Consider the following 20,194-nt stretch of genomic DNA (forward strand, 5'->3'; position numbering starts at 1 on the left):
CTCCAACTATGAATGAAAGATTGACCATCCAAGATTTTACAGACTTGTTGGCTTCGAAGCACAATATGACTAAAAAAGATGCTGAAGATTTTGTCAAAGAATTTTTTCTATTGATAGAACAGGCCTTGGAAAATGAAAAATATATAAAAATCAAAGGTCTGGGAACTTTCAAACTGATAAATGTAGATAGCAGGGAGAGTATAAATGTAAATACGGGAGAACGGTTTAAGATACAAGGACATTCTAAAATATCATTCACTCCTGACACGAATTTGAAAGAAGTGATCAATAAACCTTTCGCTCATTTTGAGACAGTAGTATTAAATGAAAATACATTATTGGAAGATACGCCAACGGATGAAATAGCAGCAGAGGAAGAGGATACAGAAGAAGAAAACTTAGCAGACGTTGAAAATTATACAAAAGAAGAACAAGTAAACACGGAAAACCTCGTTACAGAAACCATTCCTGCTGAAGAAGATAATCATAAAGAAATGAAAAAGGAGGAATTTACAAAGAACGAAGACAAAACAGATGAATGTACAAAGCTTGAGAGTTTGTCAAAAAGTGACACTCATCAACAAAGGAAATCTTATATTTATTACTTGACAGTCGGCATCGTTGCTATTCTGTTGCTATGCGGAGGAGTTGTTTTCTTCGTTTACTACCCCGATATATTTCCTCCCTCGCCAAGAAAGGAATCAATTGACTTGCCAATAAACGCCGGTTCGGCTCCGTTACCGGAACAAATAACCGATACTGTTGCGAAAAAAGACACAATATTGGAAGTTGCGCAAGAGCTGAAAGATGAAGTGCGACATAGACAAACTGTAGAATCAAAAGAGCAAGCAAATCCTGTAAATGTGTACTCCGAATCTGTTGTATACCAAATAACCGGCACTAAAACAAGGTATACAATTCAGAAAGGGGAAACTCTGACAAAGGTTTCGTTACGCTTCTTCGGCACCAAGGCAATGTGGCCTTATATTGTAAAACACAATTCGGATGTAATAAAGGATCCTGACAATGTACCTTTTGGAACAACGATTAAAATTCCGGAACTAATTGAAAAATAAGAGTCGCTATTTGCATGTCAAACAGTTTGCCGCATAGGAAGCGAGCAATTCCGATAAAATGTTATGTAAGTACAAAACAATATGAAAGTACCTTAATCTAAAGATTTTACATTGTTTTTTAACAAAAAAATGGTTGCGATGGTTAATTATATAGCTTACATTTGGAATCAAAATAAAAAGCTGCGACTAGAACGGCTTAACAATAAAATAAACGAGAATTCAATAATAAAACATTTTAGGATTTATGGCTGAATCAATTGATATCCGCGAGTTGAACGAGCGGATTGAAAGACAAAGCGCTTTCGTTACCAACCTGACTGTAGGTATGAACCAAGTTATTGTAGGTCAGAAACATTTGGTAGAATCATTACTTATCGGATTACTTTCAGACGGACATGTTCTTTTGGAAGGAGTACCCGGCTTGGCAAAAACATTGGCTATCAAAACTCTCGCCTCGCTTATCGATGCAAAGTATAGCCGCATTCAATTCACACCGGACTTATTGCCTGCCGATGTCATTGGTACCATGGTTTATAGTCAGAAAGATGAAGCCTTTAAAATACAAAAAGGTCCTGTCTTTGCCAACTTTGTTCTGGCAGATGAAATCAACCGTGCACCGGCTAAAGTACAAAGCGCATTGCTTGAAGCCATGCAGGAAAGACAGGTTACGATTGGAAAAGAAACGTTCTCATTGCCTGAGCCGTTTTTAGTATTGGCCACTCAGAATCCTATTGAGCAGGAGGGAACTTATCCGCTGCCCGAAGCGCAAGTCGACCGTTTTATGCTTAAAGTGGTAATCGATTATCCTCAATTGGAAGAAGAAAAACAGATTATCCGTCAAAATATAAACGGGGAAAGTTTCAATGTAAAACCCATATTAAAAGCGGACGAAATCATTGAAGCTCGCAAAATCGTTCGCCAGGTATATCTGGATGAAAAGATAGAACGCTATATTGTAGACATTGTATTTGCAACTCGTTTTCCTGAAAAATATGATCTAAAGGAATTGAAAGAAATGATTGGATTTGGCGGTTCGCCGCGCGCTTCCATTAATTTGGCTTTGGCTGCCCGCACTTATGCTTTCATTAAGCGTCGGGGCTATGTAATTCCTGAAGATGTACGCGCTGTGGCTCACGACGTACTGCGACATCGTATCGGACTGACTTATGAAGCAGAAGCCAACAACATGACTTCGGACGAGATTATCAGCAAAATTCTTAATAAAGTAGAAGTGCCCTAACCTGTAACTCTGATTTCAATTAGAACGTTAGAATGGAAACAAGTGAAATATTAAAAAAAGTTCGCCAAATTGAAATAAAGACGCGAGGACTCTCTAATAATATCTTTGCAGGGCAGTATCATTCCGCCTTCAAAGGTAGGGGGATGTCTTTCTCTGAAGTGCGTGAATATCAATTTGGCGATGACATACGCGATATAGACTGGAACGTGACGGCACGCTTCAACAAACCCTATGTAAAAGTGTTTGAAGAAGAACGTGAGCTGACTGTCATGTTGATGGTTGATGTTTCCGGAAGTTTGGAGTTTGGTACGGTGAAACAGTTAAAGAAAGATATGGTGACGGAAATTGCGGCCACACTTGCTTTTTCCGCTATCCAGAATAATGATAAAATTGGCGTGATGTTTTTTTCAGATCGAATAGAAAAGTTTATCCCTCCTAAGAAAGGACGTAAACACATTCTTTATATCATTCGAGAACTGATTGATTTCCAACCTAAAAGCCGTCGTACAAATCTCCGGATGGCATTGGAATATCTGACCAACGCAATGAAAAGGAGATGTACTGCTTTTATTTTATCCGATTTTATAGATCAGGAAAGTTTTAAAAACGCTTTGACTATTGCCAACAGAAAACATGATGTAGTGGCTTTGCAAGTATACGATAAAAGAGTAAGTGAACTTCCTTCCATAGGGCTGATTCGGATAAAAGACGCGGAAACCGGACATGAACAATGGATCGACACATCTTCAAAAGCTGTACGCCGGGCACATCGTAATTGGTGGATACAACGACAGGCAGAACTGGACGAAACTTTTGCCAAAAGTAATGTAGACGCAGTGTCTGTGAGAACAGACCAAGACTATGTGAAAGCTTTATTGAATTTATTTGCAAAACGTAATTAATAGAATCGGGCATGAATAAAAATATTGTTCTGATAATACTCTTATGTTTGTTATCCATTAGCAATGCTAGGGCACAATCTGTCACAGTAGAAGCAAAGATCGATTCGTTACAGATTTTAATTGGAGAACAAACAAAAATACAATTACAAGTGGCTATGGACGCCAAACAACAAGCCTCATTTCCGGCATATGTTGACACTATCGTTAACAAAGTGGAGATTATAGAGGCCGCAAAGCTCGATACACAATATTTGAATGACCGCCAACGAATGCTGATAACTCAGGAGTATACAATTACTTCTTTTGATTCGGCATTGTATTACTTACCTCCTATGCCGGTAACGGTGGACGGCAAAGTATACAAGTCGAATGCATTGGCCTTGAAAGTCTATTCTATGCCGGTAGATACCTTGCATCCGGATCATTTTTTCGGACAAAAAACTGTAATGAAAGCTCCTTTTTCATGGGAAGACTGGTACGGCTTGATAGGATGTTCGTTTCTTGCATTACCTTTACTGGGCCTTCTTATCTATCTTATAGTTCGCCTTCGTGATAATAAGCCTATTATAAGAAAAATAAAAATAGAACCGAAATTGCCCCCACACCAAACAGCAATGAAAGAAATAGAACGGATTAAAAGTGAGAAGATTTGGCAAAAAGGACATTCGAAGGAGTATTACACGGAGTTGACAGATGTTATTCGTACGTATATAAAGGATCGTTTCGGATTTAATGCATTAGAAATGACTTCTTCCGAAATCATAGATAACTTATTAAAGATAAGGGATAGAGAGGCGATATCAGATTTACAGCTCCTTTTCCAAACTGCTGATTTAGTGAAGTTCGCCAAACATGATCCGCTAATGAATGAAAACGATGCCAATTTGATTAATGCTATCGATTTTATTGATGACACAAAGCAACTAGAAGAGGAGAAAAAGCCGCAACCAACGGAAATTACAATCATAGAGAAACGTTCTTTACGAGTAAAGATTCTCTTGGTTCTGGGCATTACGTTCTTATCAATAGCCTTGATAAGCGCTTGTATATACATCGGTATCCAACTTTACGAACTTTTTGCATAGCATAAAGGGCTCCGGATACTAAATATGAATTTTGTTAAATCAGAAATAAAATGGTTTTTGCCAATATCGAATATTTGTTCTTACTGCTATTGCTTATACCTTACATTGTATGGTATATATTAAAGCATAAAAGGAGTGAAGCTACGCTGCAAATTTCTGACGCGAGAGTGTATGCTCATACTCCCAAAAGTTATAAGAACTATTTACTGCACGCTCCCTTTATATTGCGTGTACTCGCTTTTATATTGATAATCCTGGTGCTTGCACGCCCACAAACGACCAATAAATGGCAGAATAGTGAAATAGAAGGGATTGATATTATGCTTGCTATCGATGTATCTACCAGTATGTTGGCTGAGGATTTAAAACCAAACCGACTCGAAGCGGCCAAAGATGTAGCTGCCGAATTTGTGAACGGGCGGCCTAATGACAATATCGGAATTACATTGTTCGCAGGCGAATCGTTTACTCAATGTCCGCTTACGGTAGACCATTCTGTATTATCGGATATAATTCACAATATAAAATGCGGATTGATAGAAGATGGAACGGCTATTGGCATGGGTATAGCCAATGCGGTTACTCGTCTAAAGGATAGCAAAGCTAAATCTAAAGTGATTATTTTGCTGACAGACGGAACCAATAATAAAGGGGATATATCTCCTTTGACTGCGGCTGAAATAGCCAAAAGTTTTGGAATACGAATATACACTATAGGCGTAGGTACCAATGGGGTAGCGCCTTATCCTTATCCGATGGGGAATACGGTGCAATATATCAATATGCCGGTGGAAATCGATGAGAGTACATTGACTCAGATCGCCGGAACGACAGAAGGCAATTACTTCCGTGCTACAAGTAATACTAAATTAAAAGAAGTATATACGGAAATTGACAAACTGGAAAAGACGAAACTGAGTGTAAAAGAGTATAACAAACGAGAAGAGGAGTATCGATGGTTTGCGTTGGCAGCTTTTATGTGTGTGTTGCTCGAAGTCTTGTTGCGCAATTCAATACTCAAGAAAATTCCTTAAAAAAGAGCTTATCAAAATCGTATTTATAAATTGTAAAACAATAAAAAATGTTCCGATTCGAAGAACCTGCATATTTGTATCTGTTGTTATTATTGCCTTTACTGGCAATTTTCTACTTTTATTCAAACTATAAAAGAAGAAAGAATATTCGGCGTTTTGGCGATCCTTATTTGTTGTCCCAACTAATGCCGGATGTTTCTAAATATCGTCCTGACGTAAAATTTGGGATTATTATTGCTGCAATCGGACTGTTTTCGGTATTGTTGGCTCGTCCTCAATTCGGTTCCAAATTGGAGACAGTAAAACGCAAAGGAGTAGAAGTGATCATAGCTTTGGATATTTCGAACTCTATGCTTGCGCAAGATGTTCAACCAAGCCGGTTGGAAAAAGCCAAGCGATTGGTATCCCGTCTTGTTGACGAAATGGATAACGATAAAGTAGGAATGATTGTTTTTGCCGGAAATGCATTTACGCAGCTCCCCATAACGAGCGATTATATTTCTGCTAAAATGTTTTTAGAATCTATATCTCCTTCATTGATATCTAAACAAGGAACTGCAATTGGAGAAGCCATCAAACTTGCAACCCGTAGCTTTACTCCGCAAGAAGGCGTAGGACGTGCTATTATTGTGATAACCGACGGAGAAAACCATGAAGGGGGAGCGGTAGAAGCAGCGAAAGATGCAGCGGGAAAAGAGATCCAAGTAAATGTGTTGGGAGTAGGAATGCCCGAAGGAGCACCTATACCTGTAGAAGGAACCAACGATTTTCGACGAGACAGAGCAGGGAATGTAATTATTACCCGGCTAAATGAAGCTATGTGCCAGGAAATTGCCAAAGAAGGAAAAGGTATATATATTCGGGTAGATAATACGAATGCGGCTCAAAAAGCAATCAATAGAGAAATAAACAAGATGGCGAAGTCTGATGTAGAGTCGAAAGTGTATACTGAATACAATGAACAGTTTCAAGCTGTTGCCTGGATTATTCTGCTATTACTATTGGCTGATATTTTAATCTTGGATCGTAAAAACCCATTGTTTAAGAATATTCATTTATTTTCTAATAATAAGAAGTAATTATGTATATTTTCAAAATCAAATATTTGCTTTTTGCAGTTCTTCTGTTTTTTACTGCCGGCATCTTCGCCCAGAAAGCAGAACGTGATTATATTCGCAAAGGTAACCGCTTTTTTAAAGACAGTATATTTGTCGATGCGGAAGTGAACTATCGGAAAGCATTGGAAATAAATCCTCAGTCTGCTGTTTCAATGTATAACTTAGGAAACACACTTTCTCAACAACAAAAGTTTAAAGATGCTATGGAACAGTATACGGCTGCTGCTAAAATAGAAAAAAACAAATCAAAACTATCTCAAATCTATCATAACATGGGGGTACTTCTTCAAGCAGGAAGAGATTATGCACAAGCGGTAGAAGCATATAAAATGTCTTTACGCAATAATCCTTCGGACCATGAAACACGATATAATTTGGCTTTAGCGCAAAAGATGTTGAAGAATCAGCAACAGCAACAAAATCAAAATCAAGACAAGGATCAGAATAAAAAACAAGATCAAAAGGAAGAGAAGCAACATGATCAGAAAAAAGATGATAAAAAAGACCAGCAACCTCCTAAATCTGAAAAGAAAGAAAACGAAATGTCTAAAGAAAATGCCGAACAGCTATTGAATTCTGTTATGCAAGATGAAAAGAATGTTCAAGACAAGGTAAAGAAACAACAAAGGGTTATCCAAAGCGGACATTTGGAAAAAGACTGGTAAATAAAAATAGATGATATAAATTTCTAAGCAATGAGAAAACTTTTTATTATATGGATAGCATTAACAGCACTTTGCATTCAGGCAGTTGCTGAGAACATCTCATTCAAGGCTTCCGCACCCGATGTGGTAGTTGTAGGCGACCAATTTCGTTTATCTTATACAGTAACCACACAGAAAATAAAAGATTTTCGTGCACCTTCTATTAAAGGTTTCGAAGTGTTGATGGGACCTAGTCGATCTCAGCAAAGCAGTACACAAATCATAAACGGGAATATGACATCAACCAGCAGTATTACTTATACTTTTATTTTAATGGCCACTGCAGCAGGTGAATATTCTATTCCCGGAGCTTCTGTCATAGCAGATGGTAATCAACTTGTTTCAAACTCCATAAAAATAAAAGTTCTGCCTCAAGAACAAGGTGGAAATAGGGGACAAGCTTCCGGAACTGCCCGTTCTTCTTCAGTGTCTAACCAAGATCTATTTATTACTGCTACAGCCAGTAAAACGAATGTATATGAACAAGAAGCTTTTGTACTGACATATAAAATATATACCAGGGAACCGAACTTACAATTGAATAATGCAAAACTTCCTGATTTTAAAGGATTTCATTCCCAAGAGATTGAAATGCCCGCTAATGCAAGATGGAGTCAGGAGCATTATAATGGACGTAATTACTCTACGGCAGTATATCGCCAATTTGTTCTTTTTCCACAGCAGTCGGGTAAATTATTTATCGAACCGGCACAGTTTCAAATGACTATAGGAAAGGCCATACAATCTGATGATCCTTTTGAAGCTTTTTTCAATGGCGGAAGTAATATACTTGAAATCAGAAAGAATATTGTAACTCCCAGAATTTCAATAGATGTTCATTCGCTTCCTGCTAATAATAAGCCTGCAAATTTTACAGGTGGAGTGGGGGAGTTCTCTATTTCTTCTTCTATTAATAACGAAAAATTGAAGACAAACGATGCGCTCACTGTTAAAATAGTTATTTCCGGTACTGGAAATCTAAAATTAATTTCCAGCCCGGAAGTGAAATTTCCTAATGACTTTGAAATCTACGACCCTAAAACAGATCATCAGGTTCGGCTCACTCGAGATGGACTTACAGGAAATAAAATTATTGAGTGTTTAGCTATTCCAAGACATGCAGGTACTTACAAAATTCCTGCAATTTCTTTCAGTTATTTTGATATTCGATCAAAATCTTATAAAACCTTACATACGGAGGAATATACGGTTAAAGTAGAAAAAGGAGCAGGAAATGCCAATCAGGTGATTGCTAACTTCACTAATAAGGAAGATCTGAAGGTATTAGGGGAAGATATTCGCTATATTAAGCAGAATGAAGTTACCCTTGTACCTAAAGGACATTTCTTTTATGGATCAATGAGATTTTGGCTGTTTTATATAATTCCGACTCTTGCCTTTATTGTTTTATTTATAGTTTATCGTAAGCAAGCTATCGAAAATGCGAATGTTGCTAAAATAAAAACTAAGAGAGCCAATAAAATAGCTGTAAAACGCATGAAAATGGCAGGGAAATTACTATCTAACAATAAACAAGAAGCTTTTTATGATGAAGTTTTAAAAGCTTTGTGGGGATATATCAGTGATAAATTGAATATTCCGGTTTCTCGTTTATCGAAAGATAATATTGAAGAAAAGCTAAGAGATCATGGAGTAGGCGAAGACTTGATAAAAGATTTTTTAAATGCATTAAACAATTGCGAGTTTGCTCGTTTCGCACCGGGAAATCAAAATCAAGCCATGGATAAAATATATTCATCTTCAATAGAAGTGATCAGTAAAATGGAAAGCTCTATAAAACATTAATTCTGAATATTTTGGGTTATGAAAAAAACACTCTTTATTATATTATTATCAATATCAGTATTCGCCTTTGGGCAAAACTCTTTGAAAGTTGAACCTACGCAGTTACAAAAAGTAGATTCTGCACATGTAAACAGTCACACTCTTTTGTCTAATAAAAAACTGAGTGAAGTGACTAAGACTGAAGGAGATTCTGCTTATATTAAAAATGAATATGCTGAAGCTGCTCAAATCTATGAAGCACTTTTAATGCAAGGAGAAGCTGCGGAAGTGTATTATAACTTAGGAAATTCTTACTATAAATTGGGAGAAATAGGCAAAGCTGTACTAAATTATGAACGCGCCTTGCTTTTACAACCTGGAAATAGTGATATACGAGCTAATTTGGAGATAGCTCGCGCTAAAACCATAGATAAAGTGGAACCCATTCCGGAAATATTTTTTATAGTTTGGACTAAAGAACTGATTAATACGATGAGCGTAGACGGATGGGCCTTATGGAGTATTGTATTTTTTGTCTTATTAATCTTCTCCATGATTCTGTTTCTTTATTCTAAACAACTAGTATGGAAAAAAGCAGGTTTCATATCGGGAATCATATGCCTGGTTATTGTGATATGTTCTAATTTATTTGCTTGGCAACTAAAAAAAGAATTACTTATTCGGACAGATGCAATAGTCATGTATCCAAGCATTACAGTACGTAGTACTCCTAGCGAAAACGGTACAAGTTTATTCATTTTACACGAAGGCAGAAAAATAAAAATTAAAGATAACTCAATGAAAGAATGGAAAGAAATTCGTTTAGAAAATGGGAAGGTAGGCTGGGTACCTGCCAAAGCCATTGAAAAGATATAAAACGCTCCATACTTTTAATCAATAAAAGGAAAAAGATAAGCATTTATTTGCTTTATCTTTTTTTTTTGTTTAAGTTTATAGCGTATTAATCAATACATTTAGTATTAACCATTAAATTTATGAGACATGAGGACAATTACGTTTAATGAACTTCGTAAAATTAAAGATTCATTGCCTAGCGGTAGCATGCATAGAATAGCAGATGAACTTGGTTTACATGTAGATACTGTGCGTAACTTTTTTGGTGGGCATAATTTCAAGGAAGGGAAAAGTGTCGGAATTCATCTAGAGCCCGGTCCGGATGGTGGGCTTGTTATGTTGGATGATACGACAGTTCTTGATCGGGCTCTAAAAATTTTGGATGAACTGAATATGAATATGCACAATAAGCAAGCTACCGAATCTATGCAAATTTAGAATATATTAGTCCCAACTGTGTTAACACAGTTGGGATTTTTTGATTTATTCACCCATATAAAAAGATTTATTTATGGAAGATAAATTAGTTACACTAGCGATTTTGACATATACTAAGGCTCAAATCCTTAAAAATGTCTTGGAAAATGAAGGTATAGAAACTTACATCCACAATGTAAACCAAATACAGCCGGTTGTATCTTCAGGAGTACGTTTAAGAATTAAAGAAAGTGATTTGCCCCGTGCATTAAAAATAACAGAGAGTTCTGTCTGGCTTTCTGAAAGTATTGTAGGGGAGAACTTACCAAAAGTGAAAAGCAAATCGAATAAAATCCTTATTCCGGTTGACTTTTCCAGCTATTCACTCAAAGCATGTGGCTTAGGATTCAATTTGGCCAAATTGGAAAATTTGGAAGTAGTTCTATTACATGTATACTTTACACCTATATATGCTTCGTCATTACCGTATGGAGATGTGTTTAATTATCAGATGGGAGATGAAGAATCTGTAAAAACGATTATTAAAAAAGTTCATGCTGATCTTAATTTATTATCTGATAAAATAAAAGAAAAAATCTCATCCGGAGAATTCCCGGATGTAAAATTTAGTTGCATTTTGCGTGAAGGTATTCCCGAAGAAGAAATCTTAAGGTATGCGAAAGAACAGCGTCCGCCAATAATTATTATGGGGACTAGAGGAAAAAATCAAAAAGACATTGATTTAATTGGTAGTGTAACGGCCGAAGTTATCGAAAGAAGTCGTACAACAGTATTAGCAATTCCGGAGAATACACGATTTAAACAATTTAATGAGATAAAACGAATTGCGTTTTTAACAAACTTTGATCAAAGAGATCTAATTGCTTTTGAATCTTTCTTTAGTGCATGGAAATCTTTTCATTTTTCAGTGTCTCTCATACACTTCGCCGAATCAAAAGATACATGGGATGAAATCAAACTTGCTGGTATAAAAGAATATTTCCACAAACAATATCCCAACCTTGAAATTCATTATGATGTGGTGACAAATGAAAATATATTAAAAGGGCTTGATAAATATATAAAAGAAAATGAAATTGACATAATAACTTTAACTTCTTATAAAAGAAATATATTTGCTCGTTTGTTTAACCCGGGTATTGCACGCAAAATGATTTTTCATTCAGATACTCCATTACTTGTTATAAATATAAATGATTAATTGGATTAAACAATTATTTCATTATATTCCATAATGATGATTATGTTTAATTGGGTATCTTCAGTAAATGTTCAAAAACAAAAGCTAGCATGTGAAATGATTGGTATACTTCATTTCACATGCCGTTTTCATTGCTTATCTACCGCTCTAATCTAAGACTCAAAGTTGAAGAAATCAACATTTGATATTTAATTCATTCAGAACTTTACGTATAGCCTCAAATGTTGTAATGCGTGTAGGAACTAAGGGTAATCGGAGCTTATTTTCTATCATTCCCATTGCATTCAATATTGATTTTACTCCTGCAGGATTCCCATCTACAAACAATAAATTAAATAATTCCGTAAATTTATGATGAATCGTTAAGGCATTGGCAAAGTCTCCTTGAAGTGCCAATCGTGTCATGCGACTAAATTCACGTGGAAAAGCGTTGCCTATAACTGAAATTACTCCAACTGCCCCTAATGTAATTAACGGAAAAGTAATGCCATCATCACCGGAAATTACATCAAAATTATCAGGTTTATTTTTGATAATATCATCCATCTGAGTAATATTTCCTGAAGCCTCTTTGATTGCAATCACATTTTCAAAATCGCGAGCAATCCGTAAAGTTGTTTCAGCTGTCATATTAACACCTGTACGGCCTGGTACATTATACAAAACAATTGGAAGATTTGTAGACTCTGATATTGCTTTATAATGCTGATATATGCCTTCTTGTGAAGGTTTATTGTAATAAGGGACAACAGACAATATAGCGTCAACACCAGTATAATCATCGTTTTTCAAAGCTTCTACTACTGCACGCGTATCATTACCGCCCACCCCTAAAAGAATCGGCACCCTTCCATGTACACGCTCAATAACTTTTTTCTTGATTATTATTTTCTCTTTCTCTGTCAAAGTTGGAGTTTCGGCCGTAGTTCCAAGCACACACAAGAAATCTGCATTGTTCTGCAATAGATAATCTACCATGCGCATGAGTGCGTCATAATCAATACTATCATCCTCTTTGAAAGGAGTAATCAGTGCTACCCCCATTCCTTTCAATTTAGTCTGTATCATGAATCCTAATTATAATCCCTAATAATCTTAACCACAAAAGTATGAATATTTTTCATATCTCACGAAATTAGTTTCAAAAAATCATCTTCACTTACGATAGGGATTCCTATTTTGTTTGCTTTTTCTAATTTCGAAGGTCCTATATTTTCTCCGGCAAGTACAAAACTTGTTTTAGCGGAAATACTTCCGACATTCTTTCCTCCATTCTTTTCTATTAAATCCTTATATTCATCTCTTGAATGGTGTGTAAATATTCCGCTGATAACAATGGACTTTCCAGCAAGTTTATTTGTGTATTCCTTAATATTCTCTTCTGTCCGACATAATTGTAGCCCAGCTGTTTTGAACCGTTCAATCAGTCGTAAATTGACTTGATTTGCAAAGTATAATAAAATGCTTTCCCCTATTTTTTCTCCGATTTCATCGATACTTATCAATTTTTCAAAGGTAGCTTGCCGCAACTCATCAATATCCTTAAAAGCTCTTGCAATTTTCTTTGCTACCGTCTCACCCACAAATCGAATTCCCAATGCAAAAATCACTCGTTCGAAAGGAATTTTCTTACTCTGTGCAATTCCCGCAATGATATTTTCTGCAGATTTCTCCCCCATGCGGTCGAGTCCTTTAATCTTTTCGACTGTAAGATCATATAAGTCTGCCGCATTCCGAATCAACCCCAATCGATAAAACAAATCTACTGTTTCAGGACCTAAACCATCTATATTCATCGCTTTGCGGCTGATAAAATGTTCTATTTTCCCCTTTATCTGAGGAGCACATGCCGTTTCATTGGGGCAATAATGAGCAGCTTCACCTTCATATCTCGTTAATCTACTTCCACACTCAGGACAATAAGTAATGAACCGTACTTTTTCTCCCAGCATAAAACTGCGTGAATCTATATCTACCCCGGTTATTTTAGGAATGATTTCTCCTCCTTTCTCTACATATACCATATCTCCGATATGCAGATCAAGTCCTTCGATAATATCCGCATTATGCAATGAAGCACGTTTTACGGTCGTCCCGGAAAGCTGTACAGGCTCTAGATTAGCAACCGGAGTTACCGCTCCCGTTCTGCCTACCTGATAAGTTACTTTAATGAGACGCGTCAGCGCACGCTCTGCTTGGAATTTATAGGCGATGGCCCATCGAGGAGATTTTGCTGTGAAACCTAAATTTTTCTGCTGTCTCAGGCTATTTACTTTTAAGACGATTCCATCCGTGGCTACCGGTAAATTCTTGCGTTCCACATCCCAATATTTAATAAAATCGAATACTTCCTGCAAAGTATGGCATTTTCTTGTCAGATCAGAAGTTTTAAAACCCCACTCCGCAGCCTTCTGAAGATTCTCATAATGTCCGTCACAAGGCAAATTGTCTCCTAAAAGATAATAAAGGTAAGCATCCAGTTTTCGTGACGCAACAGTAGAAGAATTTTGCATCTTTAACGTCCCAGCAGCCGCATTTCTCGGATTGGCGAACAACGGTTCTTCCCGTGCTCCTTTTTCACGATTCAGTTCTTCAAATACCTTCCAAGGCATCAAGATCTCTCCACGAATCTCAAAAGATGAAGGATAATGATCGCCATGCAGTACGAGAGGAACAGAACGTATTGTTCTTACATTATCGGTCACATCGTCTCCTTTTTCTCCGTCTCCACGAGTCACAGCGCGAATCAATTTCCCATCTTCATAAGTTAAAGAAATAGAAGTTCCGTCGTACTTCATTTCACAACAAATCTCAAAATCTTCGTTCAAGGCCTTGTGGACACGTTCGTAAAAATCAGCGACTTCCGTTTCCGAATAAGTGTTAGCCAACGACAACATCGGATATTTGTGGGATACCTGCGTAAAATTCTTATTAATATCACTCCCCACGCGCATGGTAGGCGAAGTTTCATCCATATATTCCGGATAGGCTTCCTCCAATTCCTGAAGCATACGCATCTTGTCGTCGAATTCTTTATCGCAAATCTCCGGAGCATTTAATACATAATAATTATAGTTATGCCGATGAAGTTCGGCACGCAGCTCTGCTATTTTCTCCTTAATATCCATATTTCTTCGATTGTTTAAGCAAAAATACAGGTTTATCTTTGATTATTTGTATTTTTGCGAAAAAATAAAGAGTATGCGTATCGATATTATAACCGTATTGCCTGAAATGATTGAAGGTTTCTTTAATTGTTCAATCATGAAACGTGCACAAGATAAAGGACTTGCAGAGATTCACACTCACAACCTTCGGGATTATACCAAAGATAAATATCGGCGAGTAGATGATTATCCTTTTGGCGGATTTGCAGGAATGGTGATGAAGATTGAACCAATCGAAAGATGTATCAACGCTTTGAAAGAAGAACGTAGCTACGATGAAGTCATTTTTGCAACGCCTGACGGAGAGTTGTTCAATCAGCCTATGGCAAATAGCCTGTCTTTAGCGGAAAACCTTATTATTCTATGCGGACATTTCAAAGGCATCGACTATCGCATTCGTGAGCATCTGATTACTAAAGAAATAAGTATCGGAGACTACGTTTTGACCGGCGGCGAACTAGCCGCAGCCGTGATGACAGACGCTATTGTACGCATCATTCCCGGTGTAATTTCTGACGAACAGTCTGCTCTTTCGGACTCTTTTCAAGACAACTTGCTGGCCGCGCCCGTATACACCCGCCCGGCAGATTATAAAGGTTGGAAAGTACCCGACATCCTACTATCCGGTCACGAAGCTAAAATTAAAGAATGGGAGTTGCAGCAGTCTTTAGAACGTACTAAAAAGCTTCGTCCGGACTTATTAAAATAAGCATATAATTTCTTCTTTAAAGAAAAGATTTGAATGTCATTGCAGCCATCTTGTACGAGCACTATAAAGAGGTAATGAACATTGGTTGAATTTTAATGGAATTATACATGATACTGGAGCCGGCGCTGCCATTCGTAATGTGTAATAGAAGCATCAACTATTATGGGCAAAATGGCAGCGAACTAAATGTAAATATTTATAATCTGAATTTATTAAAAATAGAGACTTTTTTACAGGCAAATTCCTATCTGAAAAAATAATATCCAATAAATAAAGGGCACATCCTTTTGAAAGGTTCCATCCTTTATTTATTGAATAATGAGCTGTTTTTACACCATAAAATAAAAAAGAGCAATAAAGCTCAATGAACATTATGATTTAAAAAATAAGCGAATAGCCATCATCTGTTTTCAATCACACCTCAAGCGCACCAATAATTTCTTTTACTGAGTTATATCCATGTCTATCCAAGTAATTATTTATACCATCTTCCACTTGGATTGTCACCCTCGGATCCACAAAATTTGCTGTACCAATTTGGACAGCAGAAGCACCGACAAGCATAAATTCTACAGCATCTTTCCAATTCATAATCCCACCCATTCCAATGACAGGAATATTTACTACATTGGATACTTGCCAAACCATTCGTAAAGCGACAGGTTTTACAGCTGGCCCTGACAATCCCCCTGTTATAGTCGATAAAACAGGACGTTTACGCTCCGCATCAATAGCCATACCCAATAATGTATTAATTAATGATATACTATCGGCACCACTTTCTTCTGCTGCGCGAGCAATTTCCGTAATATCTGTTACATTCGGAGAGAGTTTTACTATTAATGTCTTTTTGTAAGCAGAGCGCACTGCTTTTACGACTTCAGAAGCAGCTTTTGCTGACACACCAAAAGACATACCTCCTTGCTTCACATTAGGGCAAGATATATTCAATTCAATAGCAGGAATCTTGTCAAGTTCATTCAGAATCTCCGCTGTTTTCACGTAATCTTCGATGGCAGATCCGGATACATTTACAATTATATTGGTTTGTACATCCTTAATACGAGGATATATATGTTCAACAAAGTAATCTACTCCCTTATTTTGCAGTCCTACAGCATTTAACATGCCCGAAGGGGTCTCTACCATACGTGGATAAAGGTTTCCTTCACGCTTGTGAAGAGTAGTTCCTTTTACAACAATACCTCCTATTCGCGCAATATCAATAAAATCTGTGAACTCTTCACCATATCCAAACGTACCGGATGCAGTCATTACCGGACTCTTCATTTTCAATTCTCCAATATTTACATTTAAATCTGCCATAATAACTTATTTATATTAAAAACAGGACCTTCCGTACATACACATAAATGACCTTCTGTCGTATTCTCTACACAGCATAAGCAGGCTCCGATCCCGCATGCCATTGTATTTTCGAGTGACACCTCGCAGTCTATTCGGTGATTTTGGGCATATTTTGCAACTGCCATCATCATCGGCTTGGGTCCACATGTGTAAATTTTTTCAAAATTCATCTTGTTTAAAACAGGATGTTGCGTTACATATCCTTTTTCTCCATGGCTACCATCTTCTGTAGTGGTATATACCTTCCCATATCTAGCAAACTCCTCCAGTTGCAGCAGATCTTTCCGGCTACGCGCTCCTAACAAAAAATTTGGTTTATGTCCCTTTTCGGCCAATTGTTCACCTAAGTAGAGCATAGGAGCCGTACCAACCCCACCACCAATCAGCAGAAGCTTATCTGAGGGCTTCTGAGGCATTGTAAAAGTATTCCCTAATGGAAGAATAACATTGAGTAAATCTCCCGTATTTAACCGCGCTAAATGCCTTGTTCCTTCTCCAACCAACTGGATTAAGAACCAGACTTCATTTCGCTCTTTATCGACAAAATTAATAGAGATGGGACGACGTAAAAAAGTTGCGGGTGAACCATCGACTCTGAGTTCAGCAAATTGACCGGGCAACATTTCGGGCAGTAGAGACTGAGATGTTAATTTCAACAATACATAATTGTCATTCAGTCTGACATTCTCAGTCACTGTCAGATCTAATATAAATTTTTTCATGTATGGATATAAAAGTATGAATTCGTGTTTCCGTGTGCAAAGATAGAGGATTTTACTCAATCCAGCGATTTTACTTATTATTTTTCAGGTTTAAAGATTTCGTACGTATTATCATCGAAAAAAATTCTTATTTCAGTAATCTTTCTGATCGGTTTTTCTACATACCTAACTTCCTGTTTCACAATATCCTTATGAATAATTTTAAGGTCTTCTAATGCCTTTTGCTTGCGATTTTCCTGGGCAAGTGAATCTCCGGACAGATTTATCGCATTCTCATCGAATAAAGAACGCTGATAATCTTTTCTTCCGGCAGGAGTTTCTATAGAAACATCTTCAGAAGAAGCCACCATCTCACCCTTGCCATAAAGCAACCATTCCAAATTAACATAGCTGTATGCCTGATGCACCTTCATCACAACTTCCAAGCTCGGTTTGTTCCGATCATTTAAAATATGAGAAAGAGTAGATTGTTGTATACCTATATTTTCAGCAAATACCCGAGGAGTCAGGTTCTCCTTTTCCATTATTATTTTAATTCGATCCTTTATTTCCATACTTTTTCCATTCGATTAAATAAAACACATGAATCATTTCACAAAAATACAAATTTCTTATTAGACTATACAAAAATATAAATATTTTTAGAAACGGCAAAATCACATTTATAATATTAATAATACACAAATGTACAAAACAAAAAGGGGCAAACAAGTTAATCCCTAATAAAGCTCAATTAGAGGCTTTAAAATGATAATTATAAGCTTTAATATAATTATATAAATAACTTATAATCAAATATATAAAAAATAAAAATAAAAGGATGAATAAGAATTTCACATTTATATAAGAGAGAAATACCCACACATAAACTCACAATCTATATAACAACCATAATAAGTTTGATATACAGAGCATTATATATAAATAAACATTGAGTTAATCCGTAAAATTTCCATTTGAAAAATAATATATCACAAAAAGAAAAAAGAATTCTACAGTAAGATAAATCAAGATCGATATACATTTGTACTCGTATCACAAAAGTAATAAAGCTATCGCCGCAACGATTTTATTCCATTTGTGAAACGACTTGGTTGCATGAACAATAAAGAATTGAAAATAAAAAGCATCTTACACAAATGGAAACTATTAAATGGAAATATTATCTTTTACATTTAAGCCGATAATCGGAAATCTTGCCCTTTTTTACGGGGAAGATAGCAGATATCTTTTTTTATTTGATCCCAGAGAGGCCTAAATCTTGTTATATTATTGATATATAGATAATTATCCCCTGTTTTTAGAATCGAAAAATTGATTGAAATAGAAAAAAACTCTGTTTTCTCCCAAAAAAAAGTTTTTTATCAAAGTGATAGTTAAAGTCTCATTTCAGAAAACACATATCTTACTGAACCAAGAGTCCACACCAGAGTATCGAATTTTAATTGCAGGGTGTTTTCAATTTTATTATCTGTCTGTATTTTTCATTAATAAAAGAGATTATAAGAAGCTTTACTTTGACAAAGTGAGAATAAAAACAAATAGAAAATCTAAGAAAAAGATTAAATCATTAAAAACCGTCATGAAGAAAAAAATCATTGAACAGGAAAACAAACAGAAGGATTTTAATCAATATTTTTCAATAAAGAAAAGAACTTTTTCATAGCCTTCCAAAAGCAAAATATTGAAAATAAAAAAGACATATATTCCCACCGTTGGATGGTGAAAGTATATGTCTCATTCGAAAAAAGTAATTGATTCTTTTTAGTGAAGAATTTTAAACACTAACTCACGGAGGATATCCCCTTCCGTTTGCGAACTATTCTCCACCCCTTTCGATTTTGCATCCGCATATCTGATCTCTCCAATAATTTTCATGGTTTTCACTCCGGAATATTTATGCATTGCCGCAATATAGTCACGCGCTTGCCATGGAGTTTTCAATCCCAACATGGCAGCTATTCCATTTTCCGATTTATCCGGCGCATAGTAAGCCAACATCAGATTCGAATAAAAACTGAAAAGCAAAGACAGAGTCATCTGGATAGGATTAGTTTTGGGATTCTCTTCAAAATATTTTATTATTCTGTTTGCCTTCAACACATCTTTTTCGATCAACGCACTTTTCAATTCAAAGTTATTATAATCCTTACTGATACCTATATTTTTTTCTATCTGCTCAGGTGTAATCCGTTTACTCCCGGCAGGCAAAGTAATAACCAGCTTCTCCAACTCTCCTGTCAGTCGGCTTAAATCGGCACCAACGAAATCTGCAAGCATTGAAGTAGCCTTAGGCTCCATATCTATGCCCTTTCGCTTCATATACGAAGTAATGAAAGCAGGAAGCTGGGCCTCTTTACACTTTTTAGATTCAAACAAAACACCCGCTTTCTCTATTTCCACAGCCAATTTTTTCCTGCGATCGAGCGTGCCATGCTTGTGGCAAATAACCAGAATCGTGGAATGAAGCGGTTTCCGGAGATAGTATGCCAATTCTTCCATATTGCGAATGGACTGCGCTTCTTTTACAATTACTACCTGATGTTCGGACATCATGGGATAACGTTTAGCAGCATTGATCATAGTAGCGACATCCACATCCGAACCGTACATCACAGTTAAGTTAAACTCTTTTTCCGTTTCGTTCAACACGTGCTCCGCTATATAATCTGCAATCAAGTCGATATAATACGACTCTTCTCCCATCAAATAATAAATGGGGCGATACTGTTTAGCTTTCAGTTCCTTCAGGATATCGTCGCACGTCAACTCTTGTTTCGCCATGTATTC

18 protein-coding genes are annotated in these 20,194 nt (G+C 36.5%); 12 read left to right on the plus strand and 6 right to left on the minus strand.

Annotated elements, in window-relative coordinates; all coding sequences use genetic code 11:
• Window positions 1–8: 8 nt before the first annotated feature.
• The 11 genes from C234_RS0106895 (at window position 9) to C234_RS0106950 (ending at window position 11,438) form a co-directional block, all read left to right on the plus strand.
• Window positions 9–1,076, plus strand: coding sequence for an HU family DNA-binding protein (locus C234_RS0106895; RefSeq protein WP_027325150.1), 1,068 nt, complete (start codon window positions 9–11; stop codon window positions 1,074–1,076).
• Window positions 1,077–1,320: 244 nt separating this feature from the next.
• Complete coding sequence (locus tag C234_RS0106905) at window positions 1,321–2,316, plus strand: AAA family ATPase (RefSeq protein ID WP_027325151.1); 996 nt, start codon at window positions 1,321–1,323, stop codon at window positions 2,314–2,316.
• Between the two features lie 32 nt (window positions 2,317–2,348).
• On the plus strand, window positions 2,349–3,218 hold the full coding sequence (locus C234_RS0106910; RefSeq protein WP_021644468.1) for a DUF58 domain-containing protein: 870 nt from the start codon (window positions 2,349–2,351) through the stop codon (window positions 3,216–3,218).
• Window positions 3,219–3,229: 11 nt separating this feature from the next.
• Window positions 3,230–4,303, plus strand: coding sequence for a BatD family protein (locus C234_RS0106915; RefSeq protein ID WP_027325152.1), 1,074 nt, complete (start codon window positions 3,230–3,232; stop codon window positions 4,301–4,303).
• Window positions 4,304–4,353: 50 nt separating this feature from the next.
• Window positions 4,354–5,337, plus strand: a complete 984-nt coding sequence (locus C234_RS0106920; RefSeq protein ID WP_027325153.1) for a vWA domain-containing protein — start codon at window positions 4,354–4,356, stop codon at window positions 5,335–5,337.
• Window positions 5,338–5,384: 47 nt separating this feature from the next.
• Window positions 5,385–6,416, plus strand: coding sequence for a VWA domain-containing protein (locus C234_RS0106925; RefSeq protein ID WP_027325154.1), 1,032 nt, complete (start codon window positions 5,385–5,387; stop codon window positions 6,414–6,416).
• Window positions 6,417–6,418: 2 nt separating this feature from the next.
• On the plus strand, window positions 6,419–7,120 hold the full coding sequence (locus C234_RS0106930; protein ID WP_034537311.1) for a tetratricopeptide repeat protein: 702 nt from the start codon (window positions 6,419–6,421) through the stop codon (window positions 7,118–7,120).
• A 30-nt stretch (window positions 7,121–7,150) separates the two neighbouring features.
• A complete protein-coding gene (locus tag C234_RS0106935; RefSeq protein ID WP_027325156.1) occupies window positions 7,151–8,965 on the plus strand; it encodes a BatD family protein in 1,815 nt (604 codons plus the stop codon).
• 18 nt (window positions 8,966–8,983) lie between these two features.
• Window positions 8,984–9,820, plus strand: coding sequence for a tetratricopeptide repeat protein (locus C234_RS0106940; RefSeq protein ID WP_027325157.1), 837 nt, complete (start codon window positions 8,984–8,986; stop codon window positions 9,818–9,820).
• A 126-nt stretch (window positions 9,821–9,946) separates the two neighbouring features.
• Window positions 9,947–10,237 (plus strand): hypothetical protein, encoded by a 291-nt coding sequence (locus C234_RS0106945; protein WP_027325158.1) that lies wholly within the window; start codon window positions 9,947–9,949, stop codon window positions 10,235–10,237.
• A gap of 73 nt (window positions 10,238–10,310) precedes the next feature.
• Complete coding sequence (locus tag C234_RS0106950) at window positions 10,311–11,438, plus strand: universal stress protein (RefSeq protein WP_027325159.1); 1,128 nt, start codon at window positions 10,311–10,313, stop codon at window positions 11,436–11,438.
• A 174-nt stretch (window positions 11,439–11,612) separates the two neighbouring features.
• On the opposite strand, the gene dapA is transcribed toward C234_RS0106950, so the two are convergent.
• Both dapA and ligA read right to left on the minus strand, forming a co-directional pair.
• Window positions 11,613–12,506, minus strand: coding sequence for a 4-hydroxy-tetrahydrodipicolinate synthase (gene dapA / locus C234_RS0106955; protein WP_027325160.1), 894 nt, complete (start codon window positions 12,504–12,506; stop codon window positions 11,613–11,615).
• Window positions 12,507–12,565: 59 nt separating this feature from the next.
• Entirely contained in the window at window positions 12,566–14,566 is a 2,001-nt protein-coding gene (ligA, locus tag C234_RS0106960; protein ID WP_027325161.1) for an NAD-dependent DNA ligase LigA, read from the minus strand.
• Between the two features lie 73 nt (window positions 14,567–14,639).
• Between ligA and trmD the strand changes: the two genes are divergently transcribed.
• On the plus strand, window positions 14,640–15,314 hold the full coding sequence (trmD, locus tag C234_RS0106965; protein WP_027325162.1) for a tRNA (guanosine(37)-N1)-methyltransferase TrmD: 675 nt from the start codon (window positions 14,640–14,642) through the stop codon (window positions 15,312–15,314).
• 414 nt (window positions 15,315–15,728) lie between these two features.
• On the opposite strand, the gene C234_RS0106970 is transcribed toward trmD, so the two are convergent.
• The 4 genes from C234_RS0106970 to holA all read right to left on the minus strand — a co-directional run bounded on the left by C234_RS0106970 (window position 15,729) and on the right by holA (window position 20,188).
• Window positions 15,729–16,640: a dihydroorotate dehydrogenase gene (locus C234_RS0106970; protein WP_027325163.1), complete on the minus strand. Its 912-nt coding sequence runs from the start codon at window positions 16,638–16,640 to the stop codon at window positions 15,729–15,731.
• Entirely contained in the window at window positions 16,628–17,404 is a 777-nt protein-coding gene (locus C234_RS0106975) for a dihydroorotate dehydrogenase electron transfer subunit (protein WP_027325164.1), read from the minus strand. The genes C234_RS0106970 and C234_RS0106975 overlap by 13 nt, the downstream gene beginning before the upstream one ends.
• A gap of 77 nt (window positions 17,405–17,481) precedes the next feature.
• Window positions 17,482–17,958, minus strand: a complete 477-nt coding sequence (locus C234_RS0106980; RefSeq protein WP_027325165.1) for a helix-turn-helix domain-containing protein — start codon at window positions 17,956–17,958, stop codon at window positions 17,482–17,484.
• A 1,210-nt stretch (window positions 17,959–19,168) separates the two neighbouring features.
• On the minus strand, window positions 19,169–20,188 hold the full coding sequence (gene holA / locus C234_RS0106990; protein WP_027325167.1) for a DNA polymerase III subunit delta: 1,020 nt from the start codon (window positions 20,186–20,188) through the stop codon (window positions 19,169–19,171).
• Window positions 20,189–20,194 lie beyond the last annotated feature (6 nt).

This window comes from Bacteroides pyogenes DSM 20611 = JCM 6294 (assembly GCF_000428105.1).
Classification (GTDB): Bacteria; Bacteroidota; Bacteroidia; order Bacteroidales; family Bacteroidaceae; genus Bacteroides; species Bacteroides pyogenes.